At 41.4% G+C, this 14,653-nt stretch carries 12 protein-coding genes; 11 read left to right on the top strand and 1 reads right to left on the bottom strand.

The features are described 5' to 3' along the window. Positions 1-809: 809 nt before the first annotated feature. The 11 genes from LI954_RS07395 to deoD all read left to right on the top strand — a co-directional run bounded on the left by LI954_RS07395 (position 810) and on the right by deoD (position 13,072). Positions 810-1,826, top strand: coding sequence for a LacI family DNA-binding transcriptional regulator (locus tag LI954_RS07395; RefSeq protein WP_229441412.1), 1,017 nt, complete (start codon positions 810-812; stop codon positions 1,824-1,826). Positions 1,827-1,959: 133 nt separating this feature from the next. After that, entirely contained in the window at positions 1,960-3,261 is a 1,302-nt protein-coding gene (locus LI954_RS07390) for a pyrimidine-nucleoside phosphorylase (RefSeq protein ID WP_229441411.1), read from the top strand. 28 nt (positions 3,262-3,289) lie between these two features. Continuing rightward, positions 3,290-3,952, top strand: a complete 663-nt coding sequence (deoC, locus tag LI954_RS07385; RefSeq protein WP_202068224.1) for a deoxyribose-phosphate aldolase — start codon at positions 3,290-3,292, stop codon at positions 3,950-3,952. Between the two features lie 51 nt (positions 3,953-4,003). Then, entirely contained in the window at positions 4,004-4,399 is a 396-nt protein-coding gene (locus tag LI954_RS07380; RefSeq protein ID WP_202068223.1) for a cytidine deaminase, read from the top strand. Positions 4,400-4,485: 86 nt separating this feature from the next. Next, a complete protein-coding gene (locus tag LI954_RS07375; RefSeq protein ID WP_202068222.1) occupies positions 4,486-5,595 on the top strand; it encodes a BMP family lipoprotein in 1,110 nt (369 codons plus the stop codon). A gap of 412 nt (positions 5,596-6,007) precedes the next feature. Beyond that, positions 6,008-7,549: an ABC transporter ATP-binding protein gene (locus tag LI954_RS07370; protein ID WP_202068290.1), complete on the top strand. Its 1,542-nt coding sequence runs from the start codon at positions 6,008-6,010 to the stop codon at positions 7,547-7,549. Further along, positions 7,542-8,678 carry an ABC transporter permease gene (locus LI954_RS07365; RefSeq protein WP_267491444.1) on the top strand — a complete coding sequence of 379 codons (1,137 nt, stop codon included), beginning with the start codon at positions 7,542-7,544 and terminating at the stop codon, positions 8,676-8,678. Before LI954_RS07370 ends, LI954_RS07365 begins: the two co-directional genes overlap by 8 nt. Continuing rightward, entirely contained in the window at positions 8,678-9,640 is a 963-nt protein-coding gene (locus tag LI954_RS07360; RefSeq protein WP_229441410.1) for an ABC transporter permease, read from the top strand. The genes LI954_RS07365 and LI954_RS07360 overlap by 1 nt, the downstream gene beginning before the upstream one ends. A 646-nt stretch (positions 9,641-10,286) precedes the next feature. Next, on the top strand, positions 10,287-11,453 hold the full coding sequence (gene deoB / locus LI954_RS07355; protein ID WP_229444074.1) for a phosphopentomutase: 1,167 nt from the start codon (positions 10,287-10,289) through the stop codon (positions 11,451-11,453). 10 nt (positions 11,454-11,463) lie between these two features. Further along, positions 11,464-12,282: a purine-nucleoside phosphorylase gene (locus LI954_RS07350; RefSeq protein WP_202068215.1), complete on the top strand. Its 819-nt coding sequence runs from the start codon at positions 11,464-11,466 to the stop codon at positions 12,280-12,282. An 82-nt stretch (positions 12,283-12,364) separates the two neighbouring features. Beyond that, positions 12,365-13,072, top strand: coding sequence for a purine-nucleoside phosphorylase (deoD, locus tag LI954_RS07345; RefSeq protein WP_202068213.1), 708 nt, complete (start codon positions 12,365-12,367; stop codon positions 13,070-13,072). Between the two features lie 73 nt (positions 13,073-13,145). Here the strand turns inward: deoD and LI954_RS07340 are convergent, their stop codons facing one another. Next, on the bottom strand, positions 13,146-14,105 hold the full coding sequence (locus tag LI954_RS07340; RefSeq protein WP_229444073.1) for an iron-hydroxamate ABC transporter substrate-binding protein: 960 nt from the start codon (positions 14,103-14,105) through the stop codon (positions 13,146-13,148). Positions 14,106-14,653 lie beyond the last annotated feature (548 nt).

Here is a 14,653-nt window from a genome sequence, read left to right as displayed (position 1 = left end):
CATTTGGTGTAAGATGAGTATAGGTCATTTGTCTTCACTCCTTATAATTCTTTCGACGGAACTATTTTGAGTGTAGCACAAATGACTTATTTAGTTGTCTAGCTTAATTTTACTATCGGCGTATCCTTATTCAAAGACTCTCCTCCTCCATTTGATAGAAGAACACATTCGTATTTAGAAACATATGAAGTAAAGTCAGTGTTTAGAATATTTTATTGGGTTAAGTATCTTGGAGAAGTTTAAATACATGTACAGTTTTTCTCTGCAAAACGTCCGGGATGTATACGGAAAATATTTTTTTATGGTCGGAAAAATTTCTTTAATGAATTTTATTGAAGAAATTTAGCTTAATTGAACCCTATTCTTGAGATGAGCAAGATTTTCAATTCTCTGAATCAGTAAGAGCTCTAATCAGATAGTATTTCTTAAACATCGAAAAAGTAATTTTATGATCTGCTGACAGTCAGTACAATAATCAAAGAATAGCAGAGGTTAAAAACATTGACTCATGTATTTGTGCGCAATGTTTTTTATTTTCAATAAAAATAGAATATTCGTCTTTTGACTTAAATATGTTTCCAGGATTCTGAAAATTTTCAGTAAATTTCACAAATGTTGAGAGATATCTAACGGTCGATTACTAAGGTGTTGTTTGCTTTTTTTCAGAAAATGAAATGAAAAAATGCTGTTATTTTTATTATGATAAATTTTTTATTTTTCTGTATTTATCCGAACATTTTTGGTAAAATGACTTTGTTCAATTCAGTATTTTTGAAAATGTATGGGATTTTATAGGGAGCTAATCGAGGATGAAATTAACCATTAGGGAAGTAGCTGAACTGGCAGGTGTTTCAGTCACCACAGTTTCTCAGATACTTAATAATAAAGGCAGCCGATTTAGCAAAGAAACAAGAGAAAAAGTCCTGGAAATTGTTGAAAAGCATCAATACAAACCAGATTTTTTTGCATCGAACATCATTACACGCCATTCCAAAACAATCGGAATGATTGTACCTGATGTGACTGATTTTTTCTTTTCGAAAATTATTGAAGGAGTTGAAACCTATCTCAACTCACTTGGTTATATGATTCTTCTTTGTAACTCCAAGCACAGTGAGGAAGAGGAAACGAAATATGTAAGCGAACTGCTTCATCGGTCGGTAGATGGTATTATTTTGGCAACACCAAATATTTTACCGGAAGACCATGTTCTGCATCGTCACCTGCAGTCTTCATTTCCGGTGGTGCTTATAGATAGGGGAATCAACACACGGGATCAGGGGCAGCTTCTGATTGAGGAGTACGAAGGTGCCTGCCAGGCAATGGAATCATTAATAGCAAAAGGGCACCGTCATATTGGGATGCTGAAGGAAAGCCAGGGCTACTACAAGCTGACAGAACGAGTGACAGCATATAGAGACACCTTGGAAAAGCATGAGATTGCAATCACGGAGGCCTACATTCAAAGCGGGGAACTCACCTTGAAGGGCGGCTATCAGGCAGCTAAAGAAGTGTTAAAAAACAAAGAGATTACAGCAATTTTTTGTGGTAACGATGAGATGGCTATCGGTGCGTATCAGGCTGTATTTGAAAAGGGACTGCGAATTCCGGAAGATATTTCGATCATTGGATTTGACGGACTGGAAATATCCAAATATCTGACACCGACTTTGACAACTGTCTATCAGCCCGCATTTGATATTGGTTATTTTGCTGCGAAATTTTTGGTTGATGCCATCCATGGCGAAGGGGAAAAGATGCCCAATAAGATATTTGAAGCCACCTTTATTGAAAGAAACAGTACAAAAGAAATTGACAATGCGTAGAAAAAAAGGTAAAGTTCGTTTTAGAAGCGCTTTCTTTTTCTGCTGATTGGATTTAGTAAACTGGTTTACCAAACATCCATCAGCAGAGTTTTTTAGTGCATAATACAACATTGGGGATTCGGAGGAAATAATCATGAGAATGGTCGATTTGATCGAAAAGAAGCGTGATGGAGGAAAGCTGAATAAAGAAGAAATTCAGTTTATTATTGACGGATATACAAAAGGAGATATTCCCGATTATCAGATCAGTGCATTTTTGATGACGGTTTTTTATCAGGACATGACAGATGAAGAAATAACAGAGATGACTCTGGCAATGGCGCATTCAGGTGAAACCATTGATCTGTCCGGCATAAAGGGAATTAAAGTGGATAAGCATTCAACAGGCGGTGTGGGAGATACCACCACACTGATTTTAGCTCCTTTAGTAGCAAGTGTCGGTGTCAGTGTAGCTAAAATGTCCGGCAGAGGACTGGGCTATACCGGCGGAACGATCGATAAGCTGGAAGCTATACCGGGGTTTCAGGTGGAATTACCGGATGAACGTTTTATTCAGCTGGTGAATGAAAGTCATGTAGCAGTAATTGGTCAATCAGGAGAATTGGCTCCGGCGGATAAAAAGCTCTATGCTTTACGTGATGTGACTGCCACAGTCAGCTCCATTCCATTGATTGCCAGCTCCATTATGAGCAAGAAAATTGCTGCGGGGGCAGATGCTATTGTTTTGGATGTCACGACTGGTGAGGGCGCATTCATGAAAAATCTGGATGAAGCGCGTCGTCTTGCTGAAACAATGGTTCGCATTGGCAAACTGGCCAACAGAAATACGATGGCAGTGATTTCAGATATGTCTCAGCCATTAGGCGAAGCGATTGGAAACAGTCTGGAAATTGTTGAAGCGATTGAAACACTGCAAGGGAACGGTCCGGAAGATTTAGTGGAAATGTGCTATGCATTAGGCAGTCAAATGGTCGTACTTGCTGAAAAAGCAGCGACATTGGAAGAAGCACGCGGGCTTTTGGAAGAAGCCTTGAAATCTGGTGCTGCGTTGGCTAAATTCAAAGAAATGATTCGCAATCAGGGCGGCGACGAGACAATCGTTGATGATCCTGAATGCTTGCTTACAGCAAAATACCAGATTGATTTACCTGCAAAAAAAACAGGCGTTGTCCAGCGAATTGTTGCAAATGAGATCGGGATTGCGGCCATGCTTTTGGGTGCAGGAAGGGCAACAAAGGAAGATGCGATTGATTATGCAGTAGGAATTAAGCTGCATAAGAAAGTTGGTATGCCGGTTTCTGAAGGAGAATCCTTACTGACGATTTATTCAAATAAAGAAGAAATCGGGAATATCAAAGAAATGCTTTATAAAAATATTGAAATCGGGGATTCAGGCGAGGAACCTGTTCTGATTCATGATATAATTACTCTGTAAAATATTAAAGAAAAGGGAAGTGTCAAATGTGGGAATAAATCGAATGATCGATCACACAATCTTGAAAGCCAATGCTTCAGAAGAAGATGTGTTGAGAATAATTGAAGAAGCAAAAAAATATGAGTTTTTCTCTGTCTGTGTGAATCCTTTCTGGGCAGCTTTGGCGAATGAAAAGCTGGCAGGGACAAACGTTTCTACTTGTACAGTGATCGGATTTCCTTTAGGAGCTAATACTTCGGAAGTGAAAGCATATGAAACAAGAGATGCGATTGCCAATGGTGCAGATGAAGTGGATATGGTGATAAATGTTGGTGCACTGAAATCGAAGCATTATAAAAAAGTGTTGAAGGATATTCAGGCAGTTGTTCAGGCGGCAGCCGATAAAGCACTGGTAAAAGTAATTATCGAAACAGCACTGCTTACAGATGAAGAAAAAGTAAAGGCCTGTGAGCTGGCAAAAGAAGCAGGTGCAGATTTTGTTAAAACATCTACAGGATTTTCAACAGGCGGAGCAACAGTAGAAGATGTGAAGCTGATGCGGGAAACTGTGGGACCGGACATGGGAGTGAAAGCGTCAGGCGGTATCCACAATAAAGAAGAAGCTCAGGCAATGATTGATGCAGGTGCAACAAGAATCGGAACGAGTGCCGGCGTATCTATTATGGAAGGTGCTACAGGGACTGGTTACTGATATATTGACTGATTTTAAAACAAATGAAATGAACAGGAAAGTGGGAAACTCATGACTGTGAAACCAGAATGGCTTGCTGTTGCAGAAGATGCATTGGATAAGGCTTATGTTCCTTATTCACATTTTCCGGTCGGCGCCTGTCTTGTAACTGAAGACGACGAGATCTATCAAGGTGTTAATATTGAGAACGCATCTTATGGCTTGACGAATTGTGCAGAACGTACAGCTATATTTAAAGCTGTTTCAGAAGGAAAGCGCAAATTTAAACATTTGGTTGTGGCAGGACATACGCCAAGACCTATTTCTCCCTGCGGTGCTTGTCGTCAAGTTATTGCAGAGTTTTGTGATCCTGATATGCCGGTAACTCTGGTCGGTGATAAGGGTGTATCAAAAGAAACAACGGTAGCTGAACTGCTGCCATATGCATTTACAGAAGACGACATGTAGAATTTCTAGCGTTATTACATCAGTTTCATTCAGTCATCCTGGCTGTTGGAAATATAAAACTATTTTATTTAGGGGGCTTTACAGAAATGAAAAAAGCAAAATTATTTGGTCTAGGTGTAGTTGCGGCTGCTTTAACAGTTGCGTTAGCGGCATGCGGCGGAAACGGCGGAACTACGGATTCAACAGACGGCGGCTCAGCAGGCGGTTCGACAGATGCTGAACACAGTGTAGTCATTGTAACAGATATCGGCGGCGTGGATGACAGATCCTTTAACCAATCTGCGTGGGAAGGATTGCAGGAATGGGGTAAAGAAAATGGCTTGTCAAAAGGCGCAGGTGGTTATGATTACATCCAGTCAAATGATGCTTCTGAGTATGTAACAAATATTGATACAGCTGTATCCAATGGTTTCAATACAATATTTGGTATTGGTTATCTGCTTGCTGATTCTATCAGTGCTGCTGCAGATCAAAATCCTGATACTCAATTCGGTATTATTGACAGTGTAATTGAAGGAAAAGACAATGTTGTTTCTGCAACATTTAAAGATCACGAAGCCTCTTATCTAGCAGGTGTTGCTGCAGCGAATACAACATTAACAGATAAAGTTGGATTTATCGGCGGTGAAGAAGGGGTTGTAATTGATCGCTTTGAAGCTGGTTTCCGTCAGGGCGTTGCAGATGCGGCAGAGGAATTAGGCAAAGACATCACAGTAGATGTTAAATATGCTGCTTCATTTGGCGACCCTGCAAAAGGTAAATCACTTGCAGCTGCAATGTACCAAAGTGGTGTCGACATCATCTTCCACGCTTCAGGCGGTACAGGTGCCGGAGTCTTCCAGGAAGCAAAAGATTTAAACGAAACGGGCGACCAGGACAAAGTATGGGTTATCGGTGTTGATAGTGATCAGGAAGCTGAAGGGAAATTCACAACTAAAGATGGAAAAGAAGACAACTTTACATTGACTTCTACTCTTAAAGGAGTGGGTACGGCAGTGAAAGATATTTCTAATCTTGCTTTAGAAGACAAATTCCCTGGCGGCGAACATAAAGTATATGGTTTGAAAGACGGCGGAGTTGATTTGACAGAGGGCTTCTTAAGTGAAGATGCTCTAAAAGCTGTTGATACTGCGAAAGAAAAAATCATTGCTGAAGAAGTCACTGTTCCGGAAGTTCCAGAAGATGTAAAAGACTAAACAACTAGTTGAACTGGAAGGCTGAGATATTAATTACAAACAGCAGTATCTCAGTCTCTGCTTTTGAAACAAAGAAGAAGCGGGAGAACTTCCTGTTTTGGACAGAAAGAATCTTTCGCTTTGACTTTGTTCAATAAATGTTCCGGTTTCTAAGAAAGCAGGATAGATAAACTAGTTTACCTGGGAAGCTTCGAGAGCTTCTTTACTGGTACTATAAGGCATAAACTAACCTGTTTTCTTAAAAGTCACACAACAGATTTTGTCTCTCGGCTTTTAAGCATGATTCCCCGGGCTTTGCGTTACATGACTGTTATGAATTGGCAGTTAATTTGAAATTTAGTATATTACTGCTTGGTACAAGTGAAAAAAATATTAGGATGTGAAAAACGTGGCTGAAAACTATGTCATTGAGATGCGCAACATTACAAAACAATTCGGCACATTCAAAGCGAATGACAACATCAATCTGCAGGTGAAACCCGGAGAAATCCACGCATTACTGGGAGAAAACGGAGCAGGTAAATCGACACTGATGAATGTTTTATCAGGACTTTTGGAACCGACATCAGGTGAAATCTACATAGACGGGAAAAAAGTAGATATTAATGGTCCTACAGCAGCAAACCGGTTGGGAATAGGAATGGTCCATCAGCATTTTATGCTGGTTGACGCCTTTACAGTTACCGAGAATATCATACTTGGTAATGAACCGGCTAAAGGCGGCGTTCTTGATCGTAAAAAAGCGGTTGAAGAGATCAAAAAAGTATCGGAAAGATATGGTCTGGATGTGAATCCCAATGCCTACATCAGAGATGTTTCTGTTGGTATGCAGCAAAGAGTGGAAATTCTGAAAACTCTTTACCGCGGAGCGAATATTTTAATTTTTGATGAACCGACAGCTGTACTGACACCTCAGGAAATTGATGAGCTGATTGATATTATGCACGGATTGGTAAAAGAAGGTAAATCAATCATTTTGATTACGCATAAACTGGATGAAATCAAAAAGGTAGCCGATCGCTGTACCGTTATTCGCAGAGGGAAAAGTATTGATACTGTAGATATTAAAGATGTTTCCTCTCAACAGCTGGCTGACATGATGGTAGGTCGTTCTGTGTCATTTAAGACAGAAAAAGAACCGGCAAAGCCTTCGGAAACAGTACTTTCAATTAATAATCTGGTAGTAAAAGAAAGTCGCGGACTTGAAGCTGTGAAGGGATTGAGTCTGGATGTTCGTGCCGGTGAAGTGGTCGGGATTGCTGGAATTGACGGAAACGGACAGTCTGAATTGATTCAGGCTCTGACAGGACTGAGAAAGATTGAAAGCGGCACGATTGAATTAAATGGAAAATCCATTGTAAATCAAAAGCCTCGCCAGATCACAGAAGCGGGTGTTGGGCATGTGCCTGAAGACCGTCATAAATATGGATTGGTTCTGGAAATGACACTGGCAGAAAATATTGCACTGCAGACGTACTATCAAAAACCTTTAAGTAAAAATGGCGTGCTGAATTACAATAAGATTGATGAGTATGCGCGTAAGCTGATTGAAGAATATGACGTACGGACAACGAATGAACTGGTTCCGGCAAAAGCTTTATCCGGTGGAAATCAGCAAAAAGCAATTATTGCCAGAGAAGTGGATCGCAATCCGGATCTGCTGATTGTTTCACAGCCGACACGGGGCCTGGATGTCGGAGCAATTGAGTACATTCATAAACGTTTGATTGAACAACGCAACCAGAATAAGGCTGTTTTAGTTGTCAGCTTTGAGCTGGATGAAATTCTTAATGTTTCAGACCGTATTGCTGTTATTCATGCCGGCAAGATTGTGGGAATTGTTGATCCGAAAGAGACTTCGGAAAATGAACTGGGACTTTTGATGGCAGGCTATTCACTGGAAGAAGCCCGTCGAGAGCTAAACACTGTGGAAGCAGGTGATTCTGTTGAATGATAAATCAGAAAAATTAAGAAATATTATGGTTCCTATCCTCTCAGTTGTTATGGGGTTTGTACTTGGAGCAATTATTATGTTGATTTTCGGCTATTCTCCTGTTAAAGGATATGCTGCAATGTTTACAACTGTTTTTGGACAGGGACCTAAAAATATCGGGGAAATCTTTGTAACAGCCGGTCCGCTTATCTTTACGGCGTTAGGATTTTCTGTTGCCAATTCAGCCGGTTTCTTTAATATCGGACTTTCCGGACAGGCACTTTGCGGCTGGGTTGCAAGTATTTGGGTGGCTTTGTCTATGCCGGATACATCAAGAATCATCGTATTGCCGCTGGCTATTTTAGCCGGAGCACTGGCGGGAGCTGCAGCTGCAGCTATCCCTGGGATTCTCCGGGCCTATTTTGGAACGAGTGAAGTTATCGTAACAATTATGATGAACTATGTCCTGCTTTACGCAAGTACGCATATTGTAAACAATGTGATGTCACCGGACGTGATGAGTAATAAAGGCGTAACGAAGATGGTTGGAGCGAATGCAACTCTTAGAAATTCGTTTTTGACTGAAATGAGTAATGGCTCACGGTTAAATTTAGGGATTCTTCTGGCTCTGATTTTCCTTGTCCTTGTTTGGTTCTTAATGAAGAAAACAACGGCTGGCTTTGAAATCCGTTCAGTTGGGTTGAATCCATTTGCTTCTGAATATGCTGGGATGAGCAGTAAACGGACGATTATTCTTTCCATGATTATTTCCGGGACACTAGCTGGTCTTGGTGGTGTGGTTCAGGGGCTGGGGACATTCCAAAATTTCTTTGTCCAAGGCTCTTCTCTGAGTATTGGATTTGATGGGATGGCGGTGTCTCTGCTGGGAGCCGGCAGTTCGATCGGAATTCTGTTGTCTGCCTTGCTGTTTAGTATTCTGAAGCTCGGCGGACAGGGAATGCCGCTTAGAGCCGGAGTACCTACTGAATTAGTAGATGTAGTTATTGCGTCAATTATATTCTTTGTGGGAATCAATTATCTGATTCGTTTCTTTATGGCGAAAACAACCGGAGGGAAAAAAGAACTGGCTGTTGTTCAGGAGATAGAAACAACAGGGAATAATGAGAGTCAAGAAGGAGGAGAAATCTAATGGATGCAGCGTTAATGTCAACAATTCAAACGATTATCAATCAGACATTATTTTATTCCACTCCTTTGATTTTAACTGCATTGGGCGGAACTTTCTCAGAACGAAGCGGGATTGTAAATGTGGGTTTGGAAGGTATTATGGTTATGGGTGCATTTAGTTCAGTGGTGTTCAACTTAACTTTTGCTGAAACATTTGGAAGCCTTACGCCTTGGCTGGCCTGTCTGGTCGGCGGAGCTGTGGGTCTGCTGTTCTCGCTGCTTCATGCTGTGGCGACTGTCAATTTGCGTGCGGATCACATTATTAGCGGAACGGTTATTAATTTGATGGCACCTGCACTGGCGATTTTCCTTGTTAAAGTTATTTATGGAAAAGGTCAGACAGACACAATTGCTAAATCATTTGGTTATTTTGCATTTCCAATTTTAAAAGATATTCCGATTATCGGAGATCTATTCTTTAAACGAACATTTCTACCTGCCTACTTTGCGGTTGGCATTGCAGTGATTGCTTGGTTTGTTATCTTTAAAACACGCTTCGGTCTGCGTCTGCGTTCTGTTGGTGAAAATCCTCAGGCAGCAGATACACTGGGAATTAATGTATATATGATGCGCTATTCCGGTGTAATGCTTTCCGGCTTTTTAGGCGGTATGGGCGGAGCAATTTTTGCACAGTCTATCGCCGGACGTTTTGCGGCAACAACGATTGCCGGTCAGGGCTTCATCGCCATGGCTGCCATGATTTTCGGTAAATGGAATCCGCTTGGTGCGATGGGAGCAGCTTTATTCTTTGGCTTTGCTCAGAATCTGAGTATCGCCGGAGCCAGCATTCCTTTGATTTCCAAAATACCGGATGTTTATTTGCAGTCAGCGCCATACGTACTGACAGTGATTGTACTGGTACTTTTCTTAGGAAAAGCATCAGGACCGAAAGCGAACGGACAGAATTATATTAAATCAAAATAACAGAGACGATTGTACAACAGGGCGGGACTATGGGAACATTTCTTTAGTCTTGCCTTTTTTTGCAGAAATGAGTACTGTAAAAGAAAGATCGGAAGCAGGAAAAACAGCAGCTTCTTAACAGAGTATCAGTTTAATTGCTTCTGCCGCTGAGGTCTGGACAAAAGCGATCAGCTCCGAGAATTAAGAAGGACTATCCGAAAATTGTCAAGGAGCACTAGTCATAAAATGAAGAGCTGTGAATGGATACCCTACGCTGTGCTTCGATCACATCAACTTCTAGGTATGAAACATACTAGAGTTGACAGGCTTCACTAGGATTGTGTTAGCAGAGTAGATGAAGTCCTGTTACCTGCTCGGTGAAGGACCTGAAGCTCTTCATATTTTCAGGATCGTTCGGTTTAATTCTAAAGGAGTTGCTCCTGCGGTTACTCGTCGCAAAAAGAATTTTTGCTTTTATACCGCTGTTTATTCGGGGTTAGATACGAAGAGAGTTCGGAACTTTGTTTCTGTCCCACTCTCCTTGTTAAATGAGCGAAACCAAGAGTCAGTTATTTTTTTATTGGGACAAAGGGCATGGCGAAAGCAGGCGATATATTTCGTCATCCTTTTATATATCTAAACAAAACTGGAAGAAAGAAGGATGGTTATGTTTAAACGTGTACATTTAGTAGTAATGGATTCTGTAGGCATCGGAGAAGCACCTGATGCGGATAAATTTGGCGATGTCGGCAGCAACACCCTAGGTCATATTGCAAAAGAAGCTGGGCTGACAATTCCTAATCTGGAGAAGCTGGGCTTGGGGACTATTGCCCCGCTTCATAATGTAGCTGCTGAGAAAAATCATCTTGGCTATGCAACAAAACTGGAAGAAGTCTCTGTCGGCAAAGACACGATGACCGGTCACTGGGAAATTATGGGACTGAACATACAAAAGCCGTTTCGTGTTTTTCCGGAAGGCTTTCCGGAGGAATTACTGAAGCAGATTGAAGAATTTTCCGGCAGAAAAATTGTCTGTAACAAACCTTACAGCGGGACTGCTGTTATTGATGATTACGGTGAGCATCAAATGAAAACAGGTGATTTGATCGTTTATACATCTGCTGATCCTGTTCTCCAGATTGCAGCCCATGAAGAAATTATTCCGCTGGATGAACTGTATCGAATTTGTCAGTATGTTCGGGATATTACGAAAGATGAACCGTATATGATTGGTCGTATTATCGCTCGTCCTTATCTCGGAAGGCCCGGTAACTTTACACGTACAAGCAATCGCCATGATTATGCACTGGATCCATTTGGGCATACAGTGCTGGATTCGCTGAAGGAAGCTGGCAAAGATGTGATTGCAGTTGGGAAAATTAATGATATTTTTAACGGACAGGGGATCACAGAAGCTGTTCGTACGAAGAGCAACATGGATGGTGTGGATCAGCTGTTGAACGTTATGAAAAAGGAGTTTACCGGGTTAAGCTTTACGAATCTTGTCGATTTTGATGCTCTGTTTGGCCATCGCAGAGATGTCGTGGGCTATGCACATGCCATTGAAGAGTTCGATCTGCGCATTCCAGAGATTATCGATACTATGCAGGAGGATGATTTACTGATGATTACAGCGGATCATGGAAACGACCCGACATTCCCGGGAACAGATCATACAAGAGAGTATGTACCGTTATTGGTCTACAGTAAAAATATGCAGGGACAGGGAAGTTTGGCTCAAGGACACTATGCAGATATTTCAGCAACTATTGCAGAAAATTTTGATGTTGCACCAACAGAAAACGGCATAAGCTTTTTAAAGGACCTAAAATAGGAGGGAAACTATGACAAAGTTGAACGAGCAATTACAGGAAACAACAGCATTTTTAAAAGAAAAAGGAATTGAGCAAGTTGATTTCGGACTGATTCTTGGTTCCGGCTTGGGAGAACTGGCTGAGGAAATTGAAGAAGCAATTGCAATCCCTTTTTCAGAAGTCCCTCATTTTTCTGTTTCAACAGTAGTCGGTCATGCTGGAAAGCTGGTCTATGGCACACTTTCGGGTAAAAAAGTCTTGGCAATGCAGGGGCGGTTCCACTACTACGAAGGACATTCAATGCAGACTGTCACCTATCCTGTTCGAATGATGGCAGCACTGGGTATCCATTCAATGGTTGTGACGAATGCGGCTGGCGGAGTCAACACAAGCTTTGAACCGGGCAACTTAATGCTGATTACGGATCACATTAACTTCACCGGGGATAATCCGTTAATTGGAGAAAATGAAGAGGAAATGGGACCTCGCTTCCCGGATATGAGTCAGGCGTATACAAAAGAGTATCAGGAAAAAGCGGAGAAAGTTGCTGTTGATCAAGGCTTGGCGCTTAAGAAAGGTGTTTACATGGGTTTCTCTGGACCTACGTATGAAACACCAGCTGAAATTTGCATGGCTCGGACAATTGGAGCAGATGCGGTTGGAATGTCAACAGTTGCTGAAGTGATTGTCGCAGTACACAGTGGTATGAAAGTTTTAGGTATTTCTTGTATTACAAATCTGGCGGCAGGAATGCAAAGTAGTCTGAACCATGCAGAAGTAGTTGAAACAACGGAAAGAGTAAAAGAGCAATTTAAGCAGCTGATTAAAGCAACATTGGAAGAACTGTAAAAAATCTTGGATCACCTGTACTTTATCAAAAGCAGTACAGAGGTGATAGGATTGAAAGAAAGTTAATATGAGGAGGAAACAAATGAGCATCCATATTGAAGCAAAACAGGGAGAAATTGCTGATAAAATTTTACTGCCGGGAGATCCTTTAAGAGCAAAGTATATTGCTGAAACATTTTTGGACAATCCGGTTTGTTACAATCAGGTTCGGGGAATGCTGGGCTATACAGGAACTTATAAGGGAGAGCGTATTTCTGTTCAGGGAACTGGCATGGGGATGCCTTCTGCAACAATCTATGCCCATGAACTGATCAACTCTTATGATGTGAAGAAACTGATTCGTGTTGGAACCTGCGGGGCTCTTTCAACAGATGTTCACGTTCGTGACCTGATTATTGCGCAGGGAGCAGCTACAAGTTCATCCATGATTGCCAAACATTTTCAGCAGTTTCACTTTCCGCCAATCGGCGACTTCGATTTACTGTTGAAAGCCTATAATTTCGCAACTGAAAAAGGCTATAGAACACATGTAGGCAACGTACTTTCTGAGGATTCTTTCTATAAGGATGATACAGCAGAAACGATGAAGCTGGCTGAACTTGGAGTTCTGGGAGTTGAGATGGAAGCAGCTGCACTGTATTATCTGGGTGCAAAATACAAGGTACAGACACTGGCGATCTGTACGGTCAGCGACCATATCATTACTGGTGAAGAAACAACTGCAGAAGAACGTCAGACAACCTTCAATGAGATGATGGAAGTAGGTCTGGAAACGGCGATTGCAGAATAGATTTTTCGAAGCATACAATAAAAGAGCTGAAACAGAAGTGCCCGTTTTCTGAGCATTTGTTTCAGCTTTTTCTTTATTCGCCTAATAGTGATGTTTTTACGTCTTCAATGATTTTGGTGTTGGCAATTGGTCCATTATACAACCAGCTGGAATCGCCGCCAAAAGAGAACACTTTATCATTTTTCACTGCATCTAGATTTTTCCAGACACTTTCTTCAAAGAAAGGATCAGATTCGTCACTGTTTATAAGGAAAATATTATCTGCATCCAGTTCTGCCATTTTTTCCAGAGAAACAGCACTCCAGTCTGCTGTTGCATCCTTGGATATTTCTGTTACCAGCTCAGGAACTTTCAAACCAAGATCGCCATAAAGAACAGTACCGCTTGATTTTGTCTCAGCAACCATGAATACCTGATTGTTTGTTACCCATAAAACCGCAGCTGACTGATTATTTGCATTGGCTTGAGTCAATTCTTCTTTTGTATCTGCAGCCAGTGTGTCGTACGTCTCTAAAACTTCTTCCGCCTGCTTTTCTTTATTCAGCACATTGGCAACATCTGTTAACTGGTCCCGCCATGTAACACCCTCACCGTTTTTCACAACATAGGTAGGAGCTGCTTTGTTGTATTCGTCATACTTTCCGCCTTCAACCAGTGGTGAAGAGCTGACCAAGATCAGATCTGGTTCGTATTTTAATATTTCTTCATAAGGCAAATCATAGGAAATTGTCGGAATGCCGTCTAATTCCTCCTGCAGGTAATCCTGAATACTGGCGTTGTTCACTGTCCATTGGGCTACAGGCGTCTCGTCTAAAGCGATAAGATAGTCTTCCAGATAGCTGGCGATAATTCTTTTTGGATTGGCTGGAATCGTTACTTCATTTCCCAAGGTATCCGTCAGAACCCGTTCTTCCGCAGTACTCTCGATTGTCGAGTTGCTTGTTCCGGCATTCTGTGTACCGCATGCGGCTAATAAACCTCCGCTTATCAGTAACGTTAAGCCAAATAGAGCAGATTTATTCAATAAGTTCATTTATTACTCTCCTTAAACATTGTTAATGATGATAACGATTCTCATTATCATTTATATTAAGAAGTTTGTCAATCATTATATTGAAACTTGTCTGAAAATTCTAGTGGCGAATACTTTCGTGGCAGTCATTGTCATAAAGCCTCGCTTATGCACCATACTGTCAACGCTTTTCCAAGTAAACGCGTTTGTATGGAGAATCGAACAAGGTTCTTCAATTCTTAATGGCTCTGCCGTTTAGAAATTGATGAGATCGAAACGAAGTGTAGTGTAGTAAGCCTCGTAGACACAAGGGTTTTCTACTGATGCAGGAATAGCTAGTAGAATGGCATGCGAACCGACAATCTGATGAATTAGCAATAATTCATTCCAGTATTAAAAGCTTGCTTCTACGAATGCTCGTCGCATGTCTTTTGATCATATAAGACGGGCTATATGCGGAGTCCTTGAATGGAGGCTAGCTTATCTAGGGGCACTAGCAGGGTGTCATGCAATACTCTGATTGAAATAAATAGCCAAATACTTATGGTTATCACTAAGAGATCGCTAGT

This window comes from Enterococcus sp. CWB-B31 (assembly GCF_020567645.1).
GTDB lineage: Bacteria > Bacillota > Bacilli > Lactobacillales > Enterococcaceae > Enterococcus_L.
The sequence above is the reverse complement of the archived record's forward strand: the minus strand, read 5'-3'. Positions and strand labels throughout refer to the sequence as shown.

Bases quoted from the DNA above. Each gene is read 5' to 3' on its own strand.
- LI954_RS07350 (WP_202068215.1), top strand. From the start codon at position 11,464: ATGACAAAGTTGAACGAGCAATTACAGGAAACAACAGCATTTTTAAAA.
- LI954_RS07395 (WP_229441412.1), top strand. From the start codon at position 810: ATGAAATTAACCATTAGGGAAGTAGCTGAACTGGCAGGTGTTTCAGTC.
- LI954_RS07360 (WP_229441410.1), top strand. From the start codon at position 8,678: ATGGATGCAGCGTTAATGTCAACAATTCAAACGATTATCAATCAGACA.
- deoB (WP_229444074.1), top strand. From the start codon at position 10,287: ATGTTTAAACGTGTACATTTAGTAGTAATGGATTCTGTAGGCATCGGA.
- LI954_RS07390 (WP_229441411.1), top strand. From the start codon at position 1,960: ATGAGAATGGTCGATTTGATCGAAAAGAAGCGTGATGGAGGAAAGCTG.
- LI954_RS07375 (WP_202068222.1), top strand. From the start codon at position 4,486: ATGAAAAAAGCAAAATTATTTGGTCTAGGTGTAGTTGCGGCTGCTTTA.
- LI954_RS07340 (WP_229444073.1), bottom strand. From the start codon at position 14,105: ATGAACTTATTGAATAAATCTGCTCTATTTGGCTTAACGTTACTGATA.
- LI954_RS07370 (WP_202068290.1), top strand. From the start codon at position 6,008: ATGCGCAACATTACAAAACAATTCGGCACATTCAAAGCGAATGACAAC.
- LI954_RS07380 (WP_202068223.1), top strand. From the start codon at position 4,004: ATGACTGTGAAACCAGAATGGCTTGCTGTTGCAGAAGATGCATTGGAT.
- deoD (WP_202068213.1), top strand. From the start codon at position 12,365: ATGAGCATCCATATTGAAGCAAAACAGGGAGAAATTGCTGATAAAATT.